23 protein-coding genes are annotated in these 20,753 nt (G+C 42.6%); 10 read left to right on the top strand and 13 right to left on the bottom strand.

Annotated features, from left to right (window positions below):
• Nucleotides 1-59 precede the first annotated feature (59 nt).
• The 8 genes from pseH to LJF29_RS17160 all read right to left on the bottom strand — a co-directional run bounded on the left by pseH (nt 60) and on the right by LJF29_RS17160 (nt 7,168).
• Nucleotides 60-644 carry a UDP-4-amino-4,6-dideoxy-N-acetyl-beta-L-altrosamine N-acetyltransferase gene (gene pseH / locus LJF29_RS17195; protein ID WP_229149833.1) on the bottom strand — a complete coding sequence of 195 codons (585 nt, stop codon included), beginning with the start codon at nt 642-644 and terminating at the stop codon, nt 60-62.
• Nucleotides 645-659: 15 nt separating this feature from the next.
• Entirely contained in the window at nt 660-1,751 is a 1,092-nt protein-coding gene (gene pseG, locus LJF29_RS17190) for a UDP-2,4-diacetamido-2,4,6-trideoxy-beta-L-altropyranose hydrolase (RefSeq protein WP_229149831.1), read from the bottom strand.
• A gap of 13 nt (nt 1,752-1,764) precedes the next feature.
• Nucleotides 1,765-2,523, bottom strand: a complete 759-nt coding sequence (locus tag LJF29_RS17185) for a glycosyltransferase family protein (protein WP_229149830.1) — start codon at nt 2,521-2,523, stop codon at nt 1,765-1,767.
• Between the two features lie 11 nt (nt 2,524-2,534).
• Nucleotides 2,535-3,731, bottom strand: a complete 1,197-nt coding sequence (gene pseC / locus LJF29_RS17180) for a UDP-4-amino-4,6-dideoxy-N-acetyl-beta-L-altrosamine transaminase (RefSeq protein WP_229149828.1) — start codon at nt 3,729-3,731, stop codon at nt 2,535-2,537.
• A gap of 13 nt (nt 3,732-3,744) precedes the next feature.
• Nucleotides 3,745-4,689: a dTDP-glucose 4,6-dehydratase gene (locus LJF29_RS17175; protein ID WP_010332196.1), complete on the bottom strand. Its 945-nt coding sequence runs from the start codon at nt 4,687-4,689 to the stop codon at nt 3,745-3,747.
• Nucleotides 4,690-4,708: 19 nt separating this feature from the next.
• Nucleotides 4,709-5,713, bottom strand: coding sequence for an SDR family NAD(P)-dependent oxidoreductase (locus LJF29_RS17170; protein ID WP_229149826.1), 1,005 nt, complete (start codon nt 5,711-5,713; stop codon nt 4,709-4,711).
• A 448-nt stretch (nt 5,714-6,161) separates the two neighbouring features.
• Nucleotides 6,162-6,680, bottom strand: coding sequence for a DUF5362 family protein (locus LJF29_RS17165; RefSeq protein ID WP_229149821.1), 519 nt, complete (start codon nt 6,678-6,680; stop codon nt 6,162-6,164).
• Nucleotides 6,677-7,168 carry a GNAT family N-acetyltransferase gene (locus LJF29_RS17160; protein ID WP_229149865.1) on the bottom strand — a complete coding sequence of 164 codons (492 nt, stop codon included), beginning with the start codon at nt 7,166-7,168 and terminating at the stop codon, nt 6,677-6,679. Before LJF29_RS17160 ends, LJF29_RS17165 begins: the two co-directional genes overlap by 4 nt.
• A 141-nt stretch (nt 7,169-7,309) precedes the next feature.
• On the opposite strand from LJF29_RS17160, the gene spoIIQ reads away from it, so the two are divergent.
• Together spoIIQ and LJF29_RS17150 are read left to right on the top strand one after the other, a co-directional pair.
• Nucleotides 7,310-8,182 (top strand): stage II sporulation protein spoIIQ, encoded by an 873-nt coding sequence (gene spoIIQ / locus LJF29_RS17155; RefSeq protein WP_229149820.1) that lies wholly within the window; start codon nt 7,310-7,312, stop codon nt 8,180-8,182.
• Nucleotides 8,183-8,292: 110 nt separating this feature from the next.
• Nucleotides 8,293-8,715 (top strand): VanZ family protein, encoded by a 423-nt coding sequence (locus tag LJF29_RS17150; protein WP_229149819.1) that lies wholly within the window; start codon nt 8,293-8,295, stop codon nt 8,713-8,715.
• Nucleotides 8,716-8,750: 35 nt separating this feature from the next.
• On the opposite strand, the gene bcrC is transcribed toward LJF29_RS17150, so the two are convergent.
• The 3 genes from bcrC to amtB all read right to left on the bottom strand — a co-directional run bounded on the left by bcrC (nt 8,751) and on the right by amtB (nt 11,091).
• Complete coding sequence (gene bcrC, locus LJF29_RS17145; protein WP_229149818.1) at nt 8,751-9,332, bottom strand: undecaprenyl-diphosphate phosphatase BcrC; 582 nt, start codon at nt 9,330-9,332, stop codon at nt 8,751-8,753.
• 182 nt (nt 9,333-9,514) lie between these two features.
• Complete coding sequence (locus LJF29_RS17140; RefSeq protein WP_010332189.1) at nt 9,515-9,865, bottom strand: P-II family nitrogen regulator; 351 nt, start codon at nt 9,863-9,865, stop codon at nt 9,515-9,517.
• 11 nt (nt 9,866-9,876) lie between these two features.
• The gene (gene amtB / locus LJF29_RS17135) at nt 9,877-11,091 is read right to left on the bottom strand and encodes an ammonium transporter AmtB (RefSeq protein ID WP_024123127.1); all 1,215 of its coding nucleotides are present in this window, start codon (nt 11,089-11,091) and stop codon (nt 9,877-9,879) included.
• A gap of 282 nt (nt 11,092-11,373) precedes the next feature.
• On the opposite strand from amtB, the gene LJF29_RS17130 reads away from it, so the two are divergent.
• The 5 genes from LJF29_RS17130 to LJF29_RS17110 all read left to right on the top strand — a co-directional run bounded on the left by LJF29_RS17130 (nt 11,374) and on the right by LJF29_RS17110 (nt 17,116).
• Entirely contained in the window at nt 11,374-11,841 is a 468-nt protein-coding gene (locus LJF29_RS17130; protein WP_044159677.1) for a hypothetical protein, read from the top strand.
• 188 nt (nt 11,842-12,029) lie between these two features.
• The gene (locus LJF29_RS17125) at nt 12,030-12,596 is read left to right on the top strand and encodes a hydrolase (protein WP_168748950.1); all 567 of its coding nucleotides are present in this window, start codon (nt 12,030-12,032) and stop codon (nt 12,594-12,596) included.
• Nucleotides 12,593-13,954, top strand: a complete 1,362-nt coding sequence (locus LJF29_RS17120) for an MFS transporter (RefSeq protein ID WP_229149817.1) — start codon at nt 12,593-12,595, stop codon at nt 13,952-13,954. Before LJF29_RS17125 ends, LJF29_RS17120 begins: the two co-directional genes overlap by 4 nt.
• Nucleotides 13,955-14,134: 180 nt before the next feature.
• Complete coding sequence (gene pucI / locus LJF29_RS17115) at nt 14,135-15,607, top strand: allantoin permease (protein ID WP_229149812.1); 1,473 nt, start codon at nt 14,135-14,137, stop codon at nt 15,605-15,607.
• A gap of 99 nt (nt 15,608-15,706) precedes the next feature.
• A complete protein-coding gene (locus tag LJF29_RS17110; protein ID WP_229149811.1) occupies nt 15,707-17,116 on the top strand; it encodes a DUF1565 domain-containing protein in 1,410 nt (469 codons plus the stop codon).
• 88 nt (nt 17,117-17,204) lie between these two features.
• Here the strand turns inward: LJF29_RS17110 and LJF29_RS17105 are convergent, their stop codons facing one another.
• Nucleotides 17,205-18,401 (bottom strand): MFS transporter, encoded by a 1,197-nt coding sequence (locus LJF29_RS17105; protein ID WP_229149809.1) that lies wholly within the window; start codon nt 18,399-18,401, stop codon nt 17,205-17,207.
• Nucleotides 18,402-18,422: 21 nt separating this feature from the next.
• Nucleotides 18,423-18,836, bottom strand: a complete 414-nt coding sequence (locus LJF29_RS17100) for a MarR family winged helix-turn-helix transcriptional regulator (RefSeq protein WP_229149807.1) — start codon at nt 18,834-18,836, stop codon at nt 18,423-18,425.
• Nucleotides 18,837-19,058: 222 nt separating this feature from the next.
• Here LJF29_RS17100 and LJF29_RS17095 point away from each other — a divergent pair, with 222 nt between their 5' ends.
• The 3 genes from LJF29_RS17095 to mbl all read left to right on the top strand — a co-directional run bounded on the left by LJF29_RS17095 (nt 19,059) and on the right by mbl (nt 20,646).
• Nucleotides 19,059-19,169 carry a protein usd gene (locus LJF29_RS17095; RefSeq protein ID WP_081720816.1) on the top strand — a complete coding sequence of 37 codons (111 nt, stop codon included), beginning with the start codon at nt 19,059-19,061 and terminating at the stop codon, nt 19,167-19,169.
• Between the two features lie 14 nt (nt 19,170-19,183).
• Nucleotides 19,184-19,465, top strand: coding sequence for a sporulation transcriptional regulator SpoIIID (gene spoIIID / locus LJF29_RS17090; protein ID WP_010332180.1), 282 nt, complete (start codon nt 19,184-19,186; stop codon nt 19,463-19,465).
• Nucleotides 19,466-19,644: 179 nt separating this feature from the next.
• Entirely contained in the window at nt 19,645-20,646 is a 1,002-nt protein-coding gene (mbl, locus tag LJF29_RS17085) for a cell shape-determining protein Mbl (protein ID WP_010332179.1), read from the top strand.
• Nucleotides 20,647-20,753: the final 107 nt, after the last annotated feature.

Here is a 20,753-nt window from a genome sequence, read left to right as displayed (position 1 = left end):
AATACCGGCCGTAAAACAATAGACTTTGATGTCATCTATATGAAATGATTGTTCAAAGTCTAAAGTTCACTAAAACCTGTATCAATGTCCTTGATATCTATTCCTCTTTCAGCCAATTTCCTGATCACTTTCGGCTTTTCTGCAATCCATTCTTCTTTTAAGAGACCATATCTGATTACATCAAGATATTGATGATTTCTTACTATATGGTTTCGAAAATGACCTTCTTTACAAAAACCGAATGTTTGGTGAAATGATAAGCTTCTTTCGTTATTCAAAAGTACTTCTCCGTATACTTTCTCAACACACAACTTTTGAAACGCCCATTCTAACGCTAAAAACCCCATGATAGAGCCAGAGCCTTTTGGACTATCGGGCTCTCCAATATAAAAACCCCAATAGCAGTGGCTATGTTTATCATCAACATCTTTAAAGCTAACAAAGCCAGTTTCTTTATGATCAATTGTAAATATAAAATAATGTTCTGTTTTGGATGTATTTATTTTCTTGAACCATTGATGATGCTGTTTTTCATTAATTATTTGGTCATGGTACATTGATTTTCTGATTCTCTCATCGTTACGCCAACGGAGAACTGTGTCTAAGTCTTTTTCTTTTAATGGTCTAAGGGAATATTTGAACACAGATTTATTCCTTCCTTACTTTAAAATTTCTAATAAGAGGTTCTGGCGTTGATCCATATTTTTTTCCAGCAGCAGTCGGGCTTTTCTTGACATTTGTTGAAGTGACAAGGGGCTATTCATCATGTCTTGAATGGCTGAGACGATATCTGATTCCTTGACTGATTCTTTAGGTCCCAGATATTTAATCGCGCCTAATTGATCAAGCGTTTGAGCAATCGATTCTTGATTTTCAGCGACGGTGATGACGATCGCTGGAAGGCCGAGATAGCAGCGCTCCCAAGTAGTCGTTCCGCCCGCACCTATTGCCAGGTCAGCATTGTACATTAATTCTGCAATATGATTCACTTGGCAGTGAAAGTTGCAATAGTCATGGATGTTACAAATGGATTCAATTTCATTCTTATGAGTATTGGTATTTCCAATCACGATATCCAGCTCAATATCATGGGGGGAAAGCTGCTGAAAGGCTTTCATCACCTTTTTCGTTTCATTAGTGGGATCACTGCCTCCAAAAAAGACAAGAATCTTTTTTACACTTCCATCGCGGTTGATGTGATGGGGTAAAAATGAATAAAACTCGTCTCGCAATAAGACATATTCTGGTCCTAAGTATTGTTTGCAGCTTTCGGGGACTAGATTGACATAACGATCTTTATAATGATGATAAAGATTCTGATCCAATAATATATCACAATCATGTAAACGATCAGCCAAGTCATCAATCACCATCATTCTTTTCACATGTTTTTTCACATTCATCTCCCAATTGATATCAATTGCGTAGTGATCAATGATAAGGAGGGAGATGTCCTTGTTCATGTCTTTTATCGCGCTAATGGTTTCAGCTGCGTCAACATACCAAGGGACACCAAGCCAATTAGAATGCGGAGTTGTTTTAGGAATGAAAACATTCTTTTTAGGTTCTGGCAGCATAATGAGATCAAACTGTTTCTCTCGGATGACCTCCGCTAGATGACCTTGTAAGTCTCGGCAAATAAAGATAATATTTGCCCCCTTTTTGCGCAACGCATGAGCAAGCGTGAGGCATCTCATGACATGACCTGTTCCTATTTCAATTGAAGCATCTGTTCTGAAAAGGATGTTCATCACAGCACCTCAATCACTTGCATTTATTGTCGGCTTCATTGATGATTTCTTTTTGTTCTATCCGGGCATTGAGCAATGACCATTCTGGAAACTCGTTCAATAATGATAGGGTATCCTCTAGGCTGAAGTCAGGTTTAGTTGGGTAAAGTTTTTCAATAATGTTTTTGATTAATAAAAAATCCTCGTGCGTATCTACAGTCCATCTATGCTGTTTCTGATTTTCGGTATAGGTGATATTAGCTAAGCTGAATCGATCTGGATTCAGGTAAATAAAGGGTGTAACATGTTCCCGTTCGTAGTCAAGGCTGGACTCGTGATAAGCTTTCTCTAACGAAGAAGCTGAAAAAACCTCTATATCCATTCCGCGGGGATACGTTCGCTGTAAGGTGTTAGACACATAATCATATTGGCCCTTTGAATCCAGGTAACATTTTATTACCTTATCAATCACACGATAATCAATAATAGGGCAGTCAGAGGTTAGTCGGACGACATTTTCCGCGTTGCTTATTTTTGCTGCTTCGTAGTACCTTGATAAAACATCGGTTTCTGACCCGCAATAATAAGAAAGAGACAATCTCTTACTTAACTCAACAATGGGTTGATCTATCGCATTTGTAGTCGTGGCGATCACAATATCATCAATAAGTGCTGCTCTTTTGATTCTTTCAATTTGATATTCCAGCAAAGGTCTATTCAACACTTTTTTCAACACTTTACCCGGCAATCGGCTGGAGCCCATCCGTGCTTGGATAATAGCCGTTACTTTCACCTAACCACCTCCTACGAATAATAATTCACTACTTTCTTTAGTGCTTTTATAACATCGTCTGCATCTTTTTCGTTCATCGATTGAAACAGAGGCAAGGTGATCATTCCTTTATACAGCTTTTCGGCATTTGGGCATAAGCCCTCTTGATAACCTAAACGTTGATAATAAGGGTGTAAATAAACAGGTATATAGTGGACGTTAACACCTATATTTTCTTTTTGCATAGCGTTGAAAATATCATCGCGATTTCCTTTAAGCGAATCTAGCTTTAACTCAATGACATAAAGGTGCCAGCTGGAAGTTGAGGCTGCATCTTGAATTGGGAGATGAATGTGGGAGATTGTTTTTAATTTTTCGTTGTAGATCCTGGCAAGATGTCTTCGTTTTTCAATAAAATCATCTAATTTTTGAAATTGGCTGATGCCTAATGAAGCTTGGATATCTGTCATCCGATAATTGAATCCAAGAAAGTGCATTTCATAGTACCACGATCCATGGTTTTGGCTTAGCTTTTTAGGGTCGCGGGTAATTCCGTGACTGCGGAATTGGAGCAGCTTCTCATAATATTCTCTATTATTAGTTGTTATCATTCCGCCTTCGCCGGTTGTAATATGTTTAACAGGGTGGAAACTAAACATCGTCATATCACTGATTGAACCGATTGTTTCCCCTTTATACGAAGCGCCTAATGCATGGGCAGCATCTTCAATAACGATCAAGTTATGGGCTTTTGCAATTTTTTGAATCTGATCATGATTCACCGGCTGTCCTGTAAAATCTACCGGTATAATAGCCTTTGTTTTTGGAGTGATCAGCTTTTCAATGGAATCAGGGTCAATATTGTATGTGTGCGGGTTAATATCTGCGAAAACCGGTTTGGCTCCCATGTACAAAATGCAATTGGCACTTGCCGCAAATGTGATGGGTGTCGTAATGACTTCGTCTCCCTGTGAAATTCCCGCAGCAAAGCAAGCCGCGTGTAAAGCAGCTGTTCCGCTGGAAAATGCAACAGCATAGCGGCTGCCAACATAGTCTGCGACTTTTTCTTCGAATAAGTCGATTGCTGGTCCCGTCGTCAAATAGTCTCCCCGTAAAACGTCAACTACTGATTGTATATCATCTTCATCTAACCATTGCCTGCCGTATGGAAGATATGAATCTCTGACAGGCTTACCGCCTGTCATTGCTAATTTATTCTCACTGGTCATTTTCATTCTCCTATTAAATGAGATTCGTACTCTTAATCCATTCTTCTGTTTTTCTTATTCCTTCTTCCAAACTGACCTGCGGACTCCAATTAAGAATTTTTTTTGCTTTTTCGTAGTTACATAACAATTTTGGAATTTCACTTTGGGGATGTATATGCTCTACATGGTGAATGTTTTGTTTATCGCCTGCAATTAATTCTGCTAATTCATTAATCGATATATCTCTTCCAAGGCCTGCGTTTATAATTTCACCGTTTGCTTTTTGGGAATAACCAGCCTGCACGACGAAATCAGCACAATCCTCTACATATAAAAGATCACGGGTTTGTGTGCCGTCACCATATATATGCAGCTTTTTACCGTCCAATTTGTTTTTTATAAAAATAGCGACTACTCCGCCTTCACCGCCTGTTTTTTGGTAAGGCCCATACGTATTAAACGGACGTATAACAACCGCAGGGAGACCGTATGCGTGATAATAGGAGAGCACCATATTTTCAGCCGCGATTTTTGACCCGGCATAAGGTGAAGCGGGTTTAATAGGATCTGTTTCTTTAATACCTTCAGCAAATGCAGCTCGGTCATATACCATGCAGGTACTCATAAAAACAACTTTTACATTATGCTGCTTACATAATTCTAAAATGTTAAAAGTACCGATTGTGTCATTTTCAAATGTGGTTTTCGGATCGTCGATGCTATCTTGTACGTTGATGCTTGCACCTAAATGGTAGCAAATATCAAATTTTGTCGAGAAAAGATCCTCTAATGTTTTTACATCCTTTATATCTCCATGGATAAATTCGATAAAACCAGGGTCGTTTTTCAGGTCTTCTATATTTTCTAAACGCCCATTTGATAAATCATCCAGTACCCATACTTGATGACGGTCTTCTAATAATTTTTTCACAACCCATCTGCCGATAAAACCTGCTCCCCCAGTGACGAGAACTTTCATGATCATCTTCCTTCCCGAATTAAAGTAATGTTTGCGATTTTAATAATGCAAGGACCTCTTCTTTTGAAATTTGCTTTTGGTCATTTGAACTATAAGTCCCTTCAGTTGCTTTTTTCGCTTGGGTATAATGATTTTTCTCCCCATAAGTTGAAGGGATAACAAACATGTCAGGCAGCTCCAAAGCCATTGTCGACTCGTCATAAGTCATCAGTTCTTCATACATTTTTTCTCCGGGCCGCAGCCCGATTTCTTGTATTTCTATTTCATCAATATTCATATTCTGTTTTTTGCATGTTTCTTCAACAACGACTGAGACTAAGTCATGCAGTGATATGACAGGCATTTTTAATATGAAGATTTCGCCGCCCTGAGATTCCTTTAATGCACCAATTAATAAAGATGTCGCCTGATCCAGTGTCATCATAAAGCGATTCATCTTTAAATCCGTAACAGTCACCTTTTTTTGCGTTAAGATTTGTTCTATAAACAAGGGAACCACGGAACCCCTTGAACCAATTACATTTCCAAACCGAACACAAGAAAAAACCGTCGAAGCTTTTCCCTTACTGTATGCTGCTGCAGAAATTAATCTTTCAGCTGTGAGTTTTGTTGCTCCATATGCATTCGTTGGTGATATTGCTTTATCTGAACTTGTAAACACTACTTTTTTTACGTTTTGGGCCACTGCCGCTTTAATGACATTATTGGTTCCTATAATATTGGTGAGGACTGCTTCATAGGGATTGTATTCGCAAGCAGGAACATGCTTCATGGCAGCAGTATGGAAGACGTAGTCAATGCTGTCCATAGCATTTAACACCCGGTCATAATCTCGCACATCTCCTATTAAAAATCTAATATCCTTTCTGGGACCGATTTCATTTTCCAACATAAATTGTTTATATTCATCTCTGCTAAATATACGAACAACCTTTGGCTGATCCTTGAGAATTTGTTTTAGAAGACTTTTTCCAATCGTACCTGTTCCGCCAATTATGAGTATTTTTTTATCTTTGAAAAACACAAGTATATCCACTTCCTTTTTCTTAAATGGATGAAAAAATGTCGGTTATTGAAGTATATGATTGTTACAAAACTCTGTGTTTGCTCTAGCCTAATCGATTCAACTATTATTTTAGAAAAACCATAAAACATAGAGAGTACATCTGCGGGGCGGTGGGGGAATAGCTGCTTAATGGTCTAAACGTATAAAAGATAGAAACAAATATTTTGAATGAGAAATCATATAACTGTCTGTGTCCTGCGATGTAAATGGAGAGATGTCCTGATTGTTTCTAACATATAAGATAGGGATGCTATACAAAGTATGTCACACCGAAGAGCGTGCCTGGATGAATGACGATAACGCAGAAAATTTGAGGAGAACATAATAAAAAGGCATGAGTCCGGTTCAATACCGAACTCATACCTTTGCTATTCGTGTCTTTCTTTCGGAGGTCAGATCCACACCTTTATTCAAAGACGGGCCCATCTTCATAATAATAGGAATCCGGGTCTTCATACGTATCCATATCCTCAAAAGCGGCGATGCCGACAAATACGAGGAAGAAAATAAGCAGAATGATTCCGATGAGGCCTGCGGCGATACTTGATGCAGCGTAGAATAATTGCATTTTGATAAATTTCCCGTAGTTCTCCAGCATGCTTTCACCCGCACTGCCGGCCAGGTTTCCGCTTGCCTCTCTTGCTGCTTTTGCCGACCGCATCAGAAATACGCCTGAAATAATGAGCAGGACGCCTGGAATAGCGCCTATGATTGTCATTAAAGCCGACAGGGCAGCCAGCGCACCCATGACAATTAAAAGAATTCCTGTGATTTTGCCCCACTTTGCAATGTCTGAAAGCGATTTGACAGCAGCAGCGCTCAGCTCACGTTTTTCGCCCTCTGTGCTGTTGTTCTCCTGCTTGGTCACGCTGTTTTCTTCGTGGTGAGTTTCAATATGGTTTTCATCTTTATCAAGACTAATCATGATAGCTCTCTCCCTAATATTTTTAAGTCATATCGCTTGCCGTCCATTTCAGCAATGCCGGGGAATAACCCCCATTCCTTGAAACCGTGCTTTTCAAACAGCTTCAGGCTAGGCTTATTATGTCCGAAAATGAAGGCCATAAGCGAGCGGATGCCAAGCTCCGGCGCGATGCGGAGCGCTTCCTGAAGCAAGTGATTTCCGGCGCCTTTGCCGCGGCATGATTCATGAATGTATATGCTGATCTCGGCTGTTTTATTATAAGCAGGCCTGCCGTAAAATCTTTCGAAGCTGATCCAGGCAGCCACGTCCCCGCTTTCATCCTCAGCAACATACAGCGGCCGTTCGTCTGTATGTCCCAAAAACCACGCCATCCGGTCTTCCGTTGTTACCGGTTCAGTATCAGCTGTTACCATTCGTGAGGCGATCGTTGAGTTATAAATCGCAACAACCGCTTCTATATCCTTTTTTTCAGCAAGACGTAATGTCAAGTTCATACGTATCTGGTTCTCCTCTCAAAAAAAATGACATACTTTCTTATCAGCCTGCACAAACTATATCTAAAAAAGTTTTTTATATCAGTGTATATATTTTCAGAAAAGTGTTCAGAATGTTGCTGAGGTGATGAAACAATGAGAGAGGAAGAAAAGAAAACTTCTCAAGTCAAAAAACTTCAGCAGTTTTTTCGTAAACGCTGGGTGTTCCCTGCAATTTACTTAGTCAGTGCGGCCGTCATTTTAACAGCTGTCCTTTGGTATCAATCTGTATCAAATGATGAGGTAAAGGATCAGTTAGCTGATAACGGCGGAAGCTCCGCGTATGACAACAACGACGATGCAGTTGAAGTAGGAAAGTCTATGGAAAATGTCGCAATGCCGGTTGTTGATTCTGAAAACGTTTCTGTTGTGAAAAAGTTCTATGAAACTGATGCCGCAAAAGAAGAAAAAGAAGCAGCACTCGTTACCTATAATAACACGTACAGCCTAAGCAAAGGAATTGACTTAGCTGAGAAAGACGGAAAAGATTTCGAGGTTTCTGCTTCTCTAAGCGGTACGGTTGTCAAAGCTGAAAAAGATCCAGTGCTGGGATATGTTGTGGAAATTGAACATGCTGATGGTTTATCTACTGTGTATCAATCACTTTCTGAAGTAGGTGTTGAGCAAGGCGACAAGGTGAAGCAAAATCAGGTCATCGGAAAGTCTGGCAAGAACCTTTACAGCGAAGAAAGCGGTAACCACGTACACTTTGAAATCCGTAAAGACGGAGTTGCTATGAACCCGCTGAACTTTATGGACAAGCCGGTTTCTTCTATTGAAAAAGCGGCAGCTGCAGAAGAGAAAGCTGCAACTGAGGAAACAGAAGAATCCATTCAGCAATCATCTGAAAAAAAGGATGGTTCAACTGAAAAAGGAACTGAAGAAAAATCCGGAGACAAAACGGATGATTCAACTGACAAATCAGGTTCCAAAGAAAGCAGTACAACAGAAGACACTGAACAGTCTTAATGAAGAAAACGTCTATCGGTGTGATAGGCGTTTTTTTTGTTACTTTTTGTTTCACTGTGCCGTCTATGTATTTACATGCACAAGATGCTGCTGGAAAGGAGGCTGTTTAGATGAATCGGCTATTACTTGCGGGCTGGACCTTCTTCATATTACTCTCTGTCTGCACAGAAAGCTTCAGCGATATGGTGGTGTCGCAGACAGTGACATTTCATTTTCATCTGCATCCTGATTTATACCAATTTTTAGACATGGATTTTGCTCAGCTGACTACGCCTGAAGCTGTAATTCAAAAAATCGGGCACGCGTTTTCTTTCTTCGTGCTGACATATTTGCTGTGGAAGCAATGGAACAATATCAAATGGGCCTCGGCCGGAGCATTCATGTTTGCCGTTTTTACAGAAATCATTCAGCTTTTCTTCAGCAGAAACGGCTGCATCCGGGATGTACTCATTGACAGTGTTGGGATTGCCCTGTTTATTGGATTATTTGGTCTCGCAAAACGGAAAAGACATGAGATGTATGAAAAATATTAAAGCCGGCGCTCTTCCATTCAGAGGCCGGCTTTATCTTAGAAATTTTGATCGGTTGGTTTTTTCGTTATTTTATTGATAATCGCTTCATAAATTCGGACGATTAAATCAACGAGCGGGCGAAGAAAATCTGAAAATCTAAAGAACAGGAACCCGATAATGATCGCGACAACAAGACTGCCCAACACATCTACAGGATAGTGATGTCCCACCCAAATTCGTGAAAAACCGGTCAAAAGCCCGAAGATGACGAGCGGCCAGCCGATTTTACGGTTTCTGAAAAGCATTGCAATCGAAATAGCTAGCGCTCCCGTTGTGTGGTCACTCGGAAAAGAAGCATCTGCATCGTGCGGAATCAGCGTATGCACTGTGTGAGCGACGAAAGGGCGTGGTTCAACATAAACTTGTGTAATCAAGAAATTAATCACAAGACCCGCAATTCCTGTAATTCCTGCGTACAGCACGTTCTTTCTGCTTTGTGTGTTCCCGAACAGCCACATCACCAATAAGATAAGCGCATAGGCAACGATCGCGTATTCCGTTATGAAAACCATAATGGAATCGAGAACAGAATTGTGATGAGATAATCCATGGATAGCTTTAAATATTTCGTAATTCAAATAATCACCTTTTACATTTTTATATTAAGTAGACTCATCTTACTCAGAAAAAGTTTCAAATAAAAATAGAGATTGTCTGAAATCATGGCGCTTGAAGAGGATTCGAATGGGTACCACGTTTTCTGGGGGTTTTTTCTGTTCGCAAAAAAAAAGATCCGGAGTGTCCGAATCTCTTAATGATATTACAGCGCTTCAGGTCCTTCTTCGCCGGTGCGGATATTAATCGTATTGCCGATTTCATAGACAAAGATTTTACCGTCACCCGGTGATCCCGTTTTCAGAACCCGCTTAGCGGTCTCAGTTACTTGATCAACAGGAACCTTGCTGACCACGATTTCAATTTTTAACCGTTCATATACATTGCTTTCTATTTTTACCCCTCGATAAAGCTCCGTATGTGCTTTTTGAAGCCCGCAGCCGTGAACATTGGAGAAGGTCAGAGAGGTGACTCCGATTTTTCCGAGTTCCTGCTTCAGCTTTTCAAAATTTGCCGGACGCGTTACAATTTCTACCTTGAACATTTGACCGCTCATAGCGTCACTCCTCACATAGAATCTTGATATGCTTTTTCCCCGTGCATTGTTAAATCAAGCCCGAGTGATTCTTCTTCTTCGGTTGCGCGTAGGGGCAGGAAGAGGCCTACAATTTTAATAATAACGAATGTGACAATAAATACAAAAACATAAGTTGCGGCGATCGCTACAATTTGTTTCCAGATTAAACTTGCATCCCCGTAGAATAAACCATCTGCACCAGCGGAGTTGACTGAAGTTGTTGCGAACAATCCTGTCGCGATGCCGCCCCATGTGCCGCCGATGCCGTGCAGGCCAAAGGCGTCAAGCGCGTCATCATATCCGAATTTCTGTTTCAGCGAGAAGACACCCCAGAAGCAAACCGCTCCGCCGATGATGCCAATGATAATAGAAGAAAACGGTGTGACAAACCCGGCCGCCGGCGTAATGGCCACAAGTCCTGCAATCGCTCCTGATACCGCGCCGAGCATCGTCGGTTTTTTGTTGATGATCCATTCCACCAATATCCAGCCGGCAATCCCCGCTGCAGCTGCCGTGTTTGTATTAATAAAGGCGTACATGGCCACATCGTTTAATGTCAGGGCGCTGCCGACGTTAAAACCGAACCAGCCGAACCAAATCAGGGCGCCTCCTAAGAAGGTGTAAATGAGGTTGTGCGGAGAAGACGCTGTGCCGTCTTTTCGTTTGCCGAGCACGATGGCCAGAACAAGGCCGGCCACCCCGGAAGAAATATGAACAACGTTTCCGCCCGCGAAATCAAGCGCGCCAAGCTGGCCGATCCAGCCTCCGCCCCATACCCAGTGAGCAACCGGCGTGTAAACCAAAGAAACCCATAAAACCGAGAATAAAAGAAAAGCGCCGAATCGCATCCGCTCTGCGAAAGCCCCGGAAATGATAGCAGTTGTCAGAACCGCGAACGTCATTTGAAACATCATAAATAATGAATGGGGAATCGTGTCGCTGTAATCACCCGGATCAAATCCGACCCCCTTCAGACCTGCCCACTCCAGTCCGCCAATGATTGAATTGCCTGGTGCGAAGGCAAGTGTATATCCGAACAGCACCCAAACGATGGAAACGATGGCGATGGAAGAGAAACTGTGCATTGCTGTACTCAGCACATTTTTGCTTTTTACCATGCCTCCATAAAATAACGCTAACCCCGGGGTCATCAGCCACACGAGTAAAGCGCAAAAGAACATAAATACTGTATCGCCCATTTGCATGTCTCATTCCTCCGTATCTTTCAGAATAAAAGCAATTATTATATTTCTTCATTATAGAGAAAAAAGAATGATAAAACATTTTCATGTGAGATTTCCTAACATGTTTTTTTAGTGTGTGTTATCGATGCGGAAGAGGGAAGAAAAAACGGTATTTACTATACAAGACTTTGTGTCTATAAAATAACTCTGATTTTATGAGAAAAAAGGGAATTGACAAAAAATAGAATGTCATATACTGTATTAAGTGTACTAGTTGATGTAATACACTTAGGAGGATGCGATATGAATAAAGGCAGCAGGCTGCTGAGAGCGTTAAGAAAGTCCATTCCGGCGACATTCCGGTTGTTTTTGGCCTTTAATTTTGTTGTGTACGGCCTGGCGAAAGTGGTCATGGGGCAGTTTGGGGGAGTAACACCTGAAATTGCAGCTGCGGTGGGAAAGGGAAAGGGATTTACAATTGCGTGGACATTTTTTGGTTATTCCCATGTCTATGAAGTATTTATAGGCTTTGGAGAAATCATTGCTGCAGTTTTGCTGTTGATTCCAAGAACATCTGCGTTAGGTGCCGTTGTATTTATGCCGATTATTGTGAACATCGTCATGATTAACTATTGTTTTGATATTGGCGTGCAGGATCTCAGTACGATATTAATGATCATGTGTTTGATTCTGCTTTGGATTGACCGCCGCAAATTTATGGGCATGTTTAATCAGCAGCCGATTAACGGCAGGCAGGTGACGAAGCTATGACAACTTTTATGATCGCAGTGCTTGCCGGTATGTTTGTATGCACCACCTTTTATTTTTATATAAAAGAAAAATCGTGAGATAAGCGCTTCTCCTGAGAACTTCACAAGCGTCATGCAAGAATTCATGTGAAGTGAAGAGTAAAATATGGGATGTGAGAAACACTAACCAGCATCAGGAGGAAACGCAAAATGAACACACTTACCATTGATTTTCAAAACACAGCATTGGTTATCATTGATCTGCAAAAAGGAATTGTGCCAATAGACAAAAGCGGACAGGTTGTCCCGAATGCGAAAAAACTTGTTGACGAATTCCGAAAGCATAACGGCTTTATCAGCTTTGTGAATGTAGCCTTCCATGACGGAGCAGATGCGCTAAAGCCGGAAACGGATGAACAGGCGCAGGAAGGTTCAGGTGAAATGCCGGCGGACTGGGCGGAATTTGTTCCGGAAATCGGTGTGCAGGACGGAGATTACACAGTGACCAAACGCCAGTGGGGCGCGTTTTTCGGCACGGACTTAGATTTGCAGCTGAGACGCCGCGGCATTGATACCATTGTACTATGCGGCATTGCCACGAATATCGGAGTGGAAAGTACGGCTCGCGAGGCCTTTCAGCTTGGCTATCAGCAGATTTTTATTACTGACGCGATGTCCACGTTCAGTGAGGAAGAGCATGAAGCGACACTGCGCTTTATTTTCCCGAGAATCGGTAAATCGCGGACAACAGAAGAATTTTTATCACAAGTGAAATGAAAATATCAAAAAAGAGCCGTGCTGTCTTTTTAACAGCGGTAGCTTCAGGAACGATGCTGAATCCGCTGAACTCGTCTATGATTTCTCTGGCGCTCCACAGCATCCAGCATGAGTTTCACCTGTCATTTACGACGGTTTCCTGGCTGATCTCCTCTTTCTATTTGGCGAGTGCTGTGGCCCAGCCTGTGACGGGAAAGCTTGGCGATTTGATTGGGCGGAAAAGGTTGTTTTTATTCGGGCTTATTCTTGTGGCGGTTTCCGCCATCGGGGCGCCGCTTGCGCCAACCTTTATGACATTATTGGTCATGCGGCTGTTTCAATCGGTGGGGAGCAGTGCGATTTATCCGTCGGGAGTCGGGCTGATACGAAACCACATACATGAGCGCCAGGCTTCAGCCATGGCGGTTCTGTCCATATTTGCATCTGCAATGACAGCGCTGGGGCCGACAGTCGGCGGTTTTTTGATTGTCTGGGGCGGCTGGCCGGCAATTTTTATCGTCAATCTGCCGTTTATTATCCTCAGCTTCCTGTTAGGGATGTATATGTTCCCAAAGGATCAGAAAAAAGGGGTGGGGATCAGAGCGGTTATCCGGCAGCTAGATGTTCCGGGAATCCTTTTGTTTGCCGGCGGGATCATTTTGCTCCTGTCCTTTTTGCTTTCGTTCAGCACATCCCCGCATATGTCAGAAGGTGTGATTGGTGTCATTCTGCTTGCCGCATTTGTCTGGCGTGAGCTGAAAACGGAGAAGCCGTTTATTGATGTCCGTCTGTTTAAAACGCAGCGAAGTCTGTCAGCGGTATACGTTCAGTTTATTTTACTTAATGTATTCTTCTACTGTTTATTTTTTGGGTTGCCGAGTTATTTTCAGGATGAAATGCATCTTTCTGTCCAAACGAGCGGTCTGTTTATGCTGTTCATGTCGGGTATGAGCATCGCTATATCGCCCATTACAGGCAAGTGGATTGATCGATCGGGAGTCATTAAGCCGATTTTGGCGGGATCGCTTCTGATGACCGCGGGCGCTGTGCTATTAACGGTCTTTTTTATCAGCGTTCCGGTTATCGGGAAAGGCTTGATCCTGTCGCTGCTCGGCATCGGTTACGGACTTGGAAACGTAGCGCTTCAGGCAGCGATGCTGAAAACGAGCCCTTCAGACATGGTGGGAACTACCTCAGGCCTGTTCCAAACGTGCCGTTACCTTGGTTCGATTTTGTCCTCGGTGATTCTGGGCCTTCTGTTCGGTAAAGAGATTACAGCGGCTCATTTTGATATCATGGGAATGATCCTTATTGCTGTAGGCGGATTGAGCCTGTTTATGGCTTTGAGATTCACCGCCTTAATGAAAACAAGATCATGAGAAAAGAGACAGATATACGAGTCTGTCTCTTTTTCTTGTTTAAGATGCTCAAAAATAAATAAAAGGATTGTGTATCATAGCTGATGTATTTGTCTGACTTTTCAGTTATATTAAGTCACATGTTATGTTAGAAAACTATACATATGACGGAAGATAGACAAGCTGAAAGGGGAGCCGGCTATGGAATTAAAAGAGGGTCATCTGCAATCAAACAGGCTGAGCAATGAGGATCTGCTGCCTTTAGGGCAGGAAAAACGCACGTGGAAAGCAATGAACTTCGCCTCCATTTGGATGGGATGCATACATAATATACCGACCTACGCGACAGTGGGCGGATTAATTGCGATTGGGCTTTCACCGTGGCAGGTGCTGGCGATCATTATTACGGCCTCGCTTATTTTGTTTGGCGCACTCGCTTTAAACGGGCATGCAGGGACAAAATACGGGCTGCCATTTCCTGTGATTATCCGGGCTTCTTACGGAATTTACGGCGCGAACATTCCGGCGCTTCTGAGGGCTTTTACAGCCATTATGTGGCTTGGCATTCAAACCTTTGCCGGGAGCACGGCGCTGAACATTTTGCTGTTAAATATGTGGCCCGGCTGGGGAGAGATTGGCGGGGAATGGAATATTCTAGGCATCCACTTGTCTGGTTTCCTTTCTTTCGTATTCTTTTGGGCTGTGCACTTACTTGTATTGCATCACGGTATGGAATCGATTAAGCGTTTCGAGGTATGGGCAGGTCCTTTAGTATATGTGGTGTTTGGCGGCATGGTATGGTGGGCGGTCGATATAGCCGGAGGACTCGGGCCAATCTATTCGCAGCCTGGGAAATTTCACACGTTTTCAGAAACGTTTTGGCCGTTTGCTGCCGGAGTCACCGGCATTATAGGTATCTGGGCGACGTTAATTTTAAACATACCTGATTTTACACGGTTTGCGGAAACGCAAAAAGAGCAGATTAAAGGCCAGTTTTACGGCTTGCCTGGAACCTTCGCGTTATTTGCGTTTGCCAGTATTACGGTGACCTCCGGTTCACAGGTTGCTTTCGGCGAGCCGATTTGGGACGTGGTTGATATTTTGGCGAGGTTTGATAATCCTTATGTCATCGTATTATCTGTGATTACGCTCTGTATTGCCACCATTTCAGTTAATGTCGCAGCAAACATCGTGTCTCCCGCTTATGATATTGCGAATGCTTTGCCGAAATATATTAATTTTAAACGAGGCAGCTTTATCACAGCCCTGCTCGCTTTATTTACGGTTCCGTGGAAGCTCATGGAGAGCGCAACCAGCGTTTATGCGTTTCTCGGTTTAATCGGCGGCATGCTCGGTCCGGTGGCAGGCGTCATGATGGCTGATTACTTTATCATTCGCAAGCGGGAGCTCTCGGTTGATGATCTATATTCCGAAACCGGACGGTATGTGTATTTTAAAGGCTATAACTACCGGGCATTCGCGGCCACGCTTTTAGGCGCACTCATCTCATTAATCGGGATGTATGTCCCCGCATTAAAGGGCTTATATGACATCTCATGGTTTGTAGGTGTACTGACATCATTTCTTGTCTATATTGCTCTGATGCGGATTCACCCGCCGGTATCATCTGCTGTCGGAAAGTATGATTCTGAACAGGTGCTTCGTGCGGAATAAGCGTTTTCTGCAGTGGAATGGATTTGAGATGGTTTTCCATAAATGGATAACCTATAATGGTAGAAGAAAATCCATTCTAAATAGAAATGAGAATCCCATATGAAGCTACCATTTTTTATTTCTGCTGCAGTTGTTTTAACTGCTGTGATCATCGCTTTAATCTATGATAAGACGGCAGCAAATGAACATGAATCAGTGAATTGCTTATATGTTTCTCCTAACGGCAATGATCAAAATGAAGGGACGAAAACTAAGCCATTTCGTACACTGGCGCACGCCGCTAAGGAAGCTGTTGCCGGAACAACCGTATTAATCCGTGAAGGCACGTATGATGAACCGCTTGAAGTGAAGCATAGCGGCACGGACGGGAAGCCTGTCACGTTTCGAAACTATCAGAACGAGAAAGCAGTGATTACCGGGAAATCTATCACGAGCGCAAAATATGAAACGCCGTTAATCGGCATAGACAATAAACATTACATCACAATCAGCGGTTTAACGATTGAGAATCTCTCTGTTTCATCTGAAGAAGCAACCGCCATGGGAATTTATGTGACTGGCTCCAGCAGCCATATCACGATTAAGGGTAATCATGTTCGGAATATAAAAACAACGGCAGATGAGGGCAATGCCCACGGAATTGCAGTGTATGGAACGGGAAGCATGAAAGACATTAAAATCACGGATAATACCGTTGAAAAGCTGACACTCGGAGCGAGTGAAGCGGTTGTGCTAAACGGAAACATTGACGGCTTTACAATCGCGGGAAATCTGGTCCGTGATAATAACAATATTGGCATCGATCTTATCGGATATGAAGGAACGGCAGATCAAAACGATTATGTGCGGAACGGCATCGTAGAAAACAATACTGTCTATCATCATTCAACTTTCGGAAATCCGGCTTATGGAGATGAGTACTCAGCGGGCGGAATCTATGTCGACGGAGGACGCAGTATTGACATCAGGAAAAACACGGTATACAGAAACGATATCGGTATTGAAGCAACTTCTGAGCACAAAGGGAAATATGCTGAGGATATAAAGATTACCGACAACAAGGTGTATCAGAATGCATATACGGGGATTTCAATCGGCGGATACGACAAGGAGCGTGGCGGCACCGCCGGTTCTGTGATTGCTCACAACATGATGTTCCGAAACGACACAAAAGGGCTGTATGGCGGTCAGCTATTGCTGCAGCATGATACAAAAAACAACATAATAGAAAAAAATATTATGACGGCAAGTGACTCTAGGCTGTTTATTGCCAACGAATTTAAAACCAATGAAGGAAATACAGTCAATCATAACGTTTACCATAAGGAAGCAGATAAAGACGGCTTATGGATGTGGAAAAAGACAGAATACGACTCATTTCCGTCCTATCAAAAAGCAACGAAAAACGATGTCGGCTCTCTCTATGCAGATCCGATGTATCGCGACGAAGAGTCTTTTGATTTTACATTAGACCCGGATTCACCTGCGCGTCCGATTATTGAATCATGAACAAGCGGCATTCTATTCCGTTAAACGGAGCAGAATGCCGTTTTTTATGCAAAAAAAGACTGCCGGCAAATTCCGGCAGTCTGACAAGCTATTCTGCAATCGACACTTTTCCTTCAGGTTCGGCTACAGCAGGTTTTTTCTGGCTCCATGCATAGAGAAGAAGAGAAATCAGAACGAATAGACCCGCTGATAAGTAAATAGATGAGAAACCTGCGGAAGCAACGAATAAACCAAACACATACGATCCTGCGGCAATTCCGCTGTCAAAGAACGTAAAGAACGTTGCTGTCGCAAACCCTGAACGGTGTGCCGGTGAGTTTTGTATCGCCAGCGTTTGCATGCACGGCACGATTGAGCCGTATCCGAGTCCGATCACAGCTCCGGATAATAGCAGCATCAAGCTGCTGTGCGTAAAGGCAAGCATGCAAAGTCCGACAGAGAAAATCAGGATTGAAGGGTAAATCACAATCCCCGCTCCGACTTTATCGAACAGTTTGCCTGTAAACGGACGCGCAACCATCATCGTAACAGCAAAGCAAACAAAGAAGTAGCCGCTGACATTTAATAGATCAATAGACTTAGCAAAAACGGACAAAAATGCTGTAACTGTTGAATAACAGAATGATATAAACAGTCCTACAATCGCAATCTTAAGCGCGCCTTTTTCAAACATATCCGAAAGAGAGAAGCGGAATACAGTCGTTCCGCTGCTGAGGCTGTTTGGCACTTTAATGAGTAATGTAACAAACAGCCCGACAATCATAAACACCGCAAAAATTGTAAAGAAGACAGAGAAAGGCACAATTTTCACTAGGCTCAATCCGAGAAACGGACCGATAGCCATTGCGAGGTTCATAGACATGGCAAAGTATCCAAGCCCTTCGCCGCGGCGTTTAACTGGAATGATATCAGCTGCGATCGCGCCGGTTACAGTGGTTAAAATACTGAACCAGATTCCTTGGAAGAACCGCAATCCAAGCAGCAAATAGAAGTTATGAATCGGCAGGTAAAGAAAAGAAGAAAGGGCAAAAATCGCCATCGATACAATCGCCATCCTCTTTTTCCCAAACCGTTCTATAATAGCCCCTGAAAAAGGACGAGTGAAAATGGCGGATAACAGGAACAGACTGATCAACAGCCCTCCCTGAGATTCAGTACCGCCAAGCTCCTGTATCATATAGATAGGCAGAACAGTCAAAAATGTATAAAAGAACACAAAAATAAACAAGTTCACGAGAACGACCATAATGAAATCTTTGGTCCAAATTGGTTCAGACTTTTTCAAATGTATGTCACTTCCTTATTTTCATTGTTGTAAGAACAAATGAAATAAATGAGAAAACACTTTTTTATCTTCATCACGGAAATCTGCGAGCAGTTCTTCCTCAAATTTAAGCATTTTCACATTGATTTCTTCGTATTTCTTCTCTGCTTCTTTTGTGAGGACAACGAGTTTTTCCCGTTTGTCTTCACCTTGCCGTCTCTGTACCCAGCCGTTTTCTTCAAGGCGTTTGATCGTCCGGGTTACGGTCGGGGCTTCCACATTTAAATAGGACCAAATCTCCTTTTGAGTCATTGGTCCAATCGTACGCAAACAATATAAAACTGACCATTGAGATGAGTAAAGGCCGAATGGCTCCAGCTGTTCATTGGCTTTTTTGGCAATCAGGCGGGCGCTTTGGTTGATTTGATGAATGAGGTGTCTGTTGACGTAGGTCATTTCGGTCTCCTTCTAAAAAACTTACCTAAGTAACTAATTGCTTTTTCATTTTACAGGAGCGATGAACGGATGTAAAGATAAAAGTTTAGTGACGCGAAATAGTTAGCGGAAGCCGAAAAATTCGTTTCACCCCTTGTCCTTATTGAGTTTTTAGCATATTCCCAAAAGAATGCTAATACACTGTTACAAACCTAACAAAGAGAGTGTTTGAGGTGAGGGATCGTGGGCATATTTCACAAACTTACTTGTAAAATCATACAACAAAGAAGCTGCATAATGAATGACTCTTTACAGAATACGGATCTCATTTCACACTTCTCACATCCATTTTAGGGAGGTCGAGTGGTGTGCACGATTACATCAAAGAGCGAACAATCAAGATAGGAAAGTACATCGTGGAGACAAAGAAAACCGTTCGTGTCATTGCGAAGGAATTTGGTGTTTCCAAAAGTACAGTACACAAGGATTTAACAGAGCGTCTGCCTGAAATCAATCCTGACTTGGCAAACGAAGTGAAAGAAATACTCGATTATCATAAATCCATCAGGCATTTAAGAGGAGGAGAAGCAACAAAACTCAAGTATAAAAAGGATGAAATTCTCGAAGGAGAGCCCGTTCGCCAGCCATAATCACCCAGGGCAAATCAGCCTGCATTGTCTTCCGGAAATCGTTTGTAGATCATCCGCAAAAATTTGTAAAGAACTTAATGTGCTTCCAACTTTTTTTCTATATTTTATGATAATATATATAATTAGGGCACAATGTGGATATTTACTGTGAAACAGATTTTCAAGGAGGATATAAATAGATGTTTGCAAGGGATATTGGTATTGACCTCGGTACTGCAAATGTACTGATCCATGTTAAAGGTAAAGGAATTGTTCTGAATGAACCTTCCGTAGTTGCACTTGATAAAAACAGCGGCAAAGTGCTGGCGGTTGGCGAAGAGGCAAGACGAATGGTTGGACGTACACCTGGGAATATTGTTGCGATTCGCCCGCTGAAAGACGGAGTTATTGCTGACTTTGAAGTAACAGAAGCAATGCTGAAACATTTTATTAACAAGCTGAACGTAAAAGGCCTGTTCTCAAAACCGCGCATGCTTATTTGCTGCCCGACGAATATTACATCAGTTGAGCAAAAAGCCATCAAAGAAGCTGCTGAAAAAAGCGGCGGTAAACATGTGTACCTTGAAGAAGAACCGAAAGTTGCCGCTATTGGCGCGGGTATGGAAATATTCCAGCCGAGCGGTAACATGGTTGTAGACATCGGAGGCGGGACGACGGATATCGCAGTCATCTCAATGGGCGATATTGTCACCTCCTCTTCTATTAAAATGGCTGGGGACAAGTTTGACATGGAAATCTTAAATTACATCAAACGCGAGTACAAGCTGCTGATCGGCGAACGTACTGCGGAAGATATTAAGATTAAAGTCGCAACAGTTTTCCCAGACGCACGTCACGAAGAAATTTCCATTCGCGGACGGGACATGGTTTCCGGTCTTCCAAGAACAATTACAGTAAACAGCAAAGAAGTAGAAGAAGCCCTTCGTGAATCTGTAGCTGTTATTGTGCAGGCTGCGAAACAAGTGCTTGAAAGAACACCGCCTGAACTGTCCGCTGATATCATTGACCGCGGCGTTATCATTACCGGCGGAGGCGCGCTCTTAAACGGCCTCGACCAGCTGCTCGCTGAAGAGCTGAAGGTTCCGGTGCTTGTCGCTGAAAATCCAATGGATTGTGTGGCAGTCGGAACAGGTGTTATGCTTGATAATATGGACAAGCTTCCTAAACGCAAACTAAGCTGATCACTCAAACCTCATTCTGAAAAAGAATGGGGTTTTTTTATGAAAACTCTTCACGAATTGATGGGAAATGCCGATAATAGGATAAAATACTGATTAATATTATAGAA

The organism is Bacillus sp. LBG-1-113 (assembly GCF_020708615.1).
Lineage (GTDB): Bacteria > Bacillota > Bacilli > Bacillales > Bacillaceae > Bacillus > Bacillus mojavensis.
Note: the sequence above shows the minus strand (reverse complement) of the source record. Positions and strands in the feature narration are given on the sequence as shown.

What these genes read in the sequence shown, in the direction of transcription:
- pseG (WP_229149831.1), bottom strand. Translation starts at nt 1,751, where the DNA reads ATGAACATCCTTTTCAGAACAGATGCTTCAATTGAAATAGGAACAGGT.
- pseC (WP_229149828.1), bottom strand. Translation starts at nt 3,731, where the DNA reads ATGACCAGTGAGAATAAATTAGCAATGACAGGCGGTAAGCCTGTCAGA.
- LJF29_RS17175 (WP_010332196.1), bottom strand. Translation starts at nt 4,689, where the DNA reads ATGAAAGTTCTCGTCACTGGGGGAGCAGGTTTTATCGGCAGATGGGTT.
- LJF29_RS17165 (WP_229149821.1), bottom strand. Translation starts at nt 6,680, where the DNA reads ATGATTAGTCTTGATAAAGATGAAAACCATATTGAAACTCACCACGAA.
- spoIIQ (WP_229149820.1), top strand. Translation starts at nt 7,310, where the DNA reads ATGAGAGAGGAAGAAAAGAAAACTTCTCAAGTCAAAAAACTTCAGCAG.
- LJF29_RS17150 (WP_229149819.1), top strand. Translation starts at nt 8,293, where the DNA reads ATGAATCGGCTATTACTTGCGGGCTGGACCTTCTTCATATTACTCTCT.
- LJF29_RS17140 (WP_010332189.1), bottom strand. Translation starts at nt 9,865, where the DNA reads ATGAGCGGTCAAATGTTCAAGGTAGAAATTGTAACGCGTCCGGCAAAT.
- amtB (WP_024123127.1), bottom strand. Translation starts at nt 11,091, where the DNA reads ATGCAAATGGGCGATACAGTATTTATGTTCTTTTGCGCTTTACTCGTG.
- LJF29_RS17130 (WP_044159677.1), top strand. Translation starts at nt 11,374, where the DNA reads ATGAATAAAGGCAGCAGGCTGCTGAGAGCGTTAAGAAAGTCCATTCCG.
- LJF29_RS17125 (WP_168748950.1), top strand. Translation starts at nt 12,030, where the DNA reads ATGAACACACTTACCATTGATTTTCAAAACACAGCATTGGTTATCATT.
- LJF29_RS17120 (WP_229149817.1), top strand. Translation starts at nt 12,593, where the DNA reads ATGAAAATATCAAAAAAGAGCCGTGCTGTCTTTTTAACAGCGGTAGCT.
- pucI (WP_229149812.1), top strand. Translation starts at nt 14,135, where the DNA reads ATGGAATTAAAAGAGGGTCATCTGCAATCAAACAGGCTGAGCAATGAG.
- LJF29_RS17110 (WP_229149811.1), top strand. Translation starts at nt 15,707, where the DNA reads ATGAAGCTACCATTTTTTATTTCTGCTGCAGTTGTTTTAACTGCTGTG.
- LJF29_RS17100 (WP_229149807.1), bottom strand. Translation starts at nt 18,836, where the DNA reads ATGACCTACGTCAACAGACACCTCATTCATCAAATCAACCAAAGCGCC.
- mbl (WP_010332179.1), top strand. Translation starts at nt 19,645, where the DNA reads ATGTTTGCAAGGGATATTGGTATTGACCTCGGTACTGCAAATGTACTG.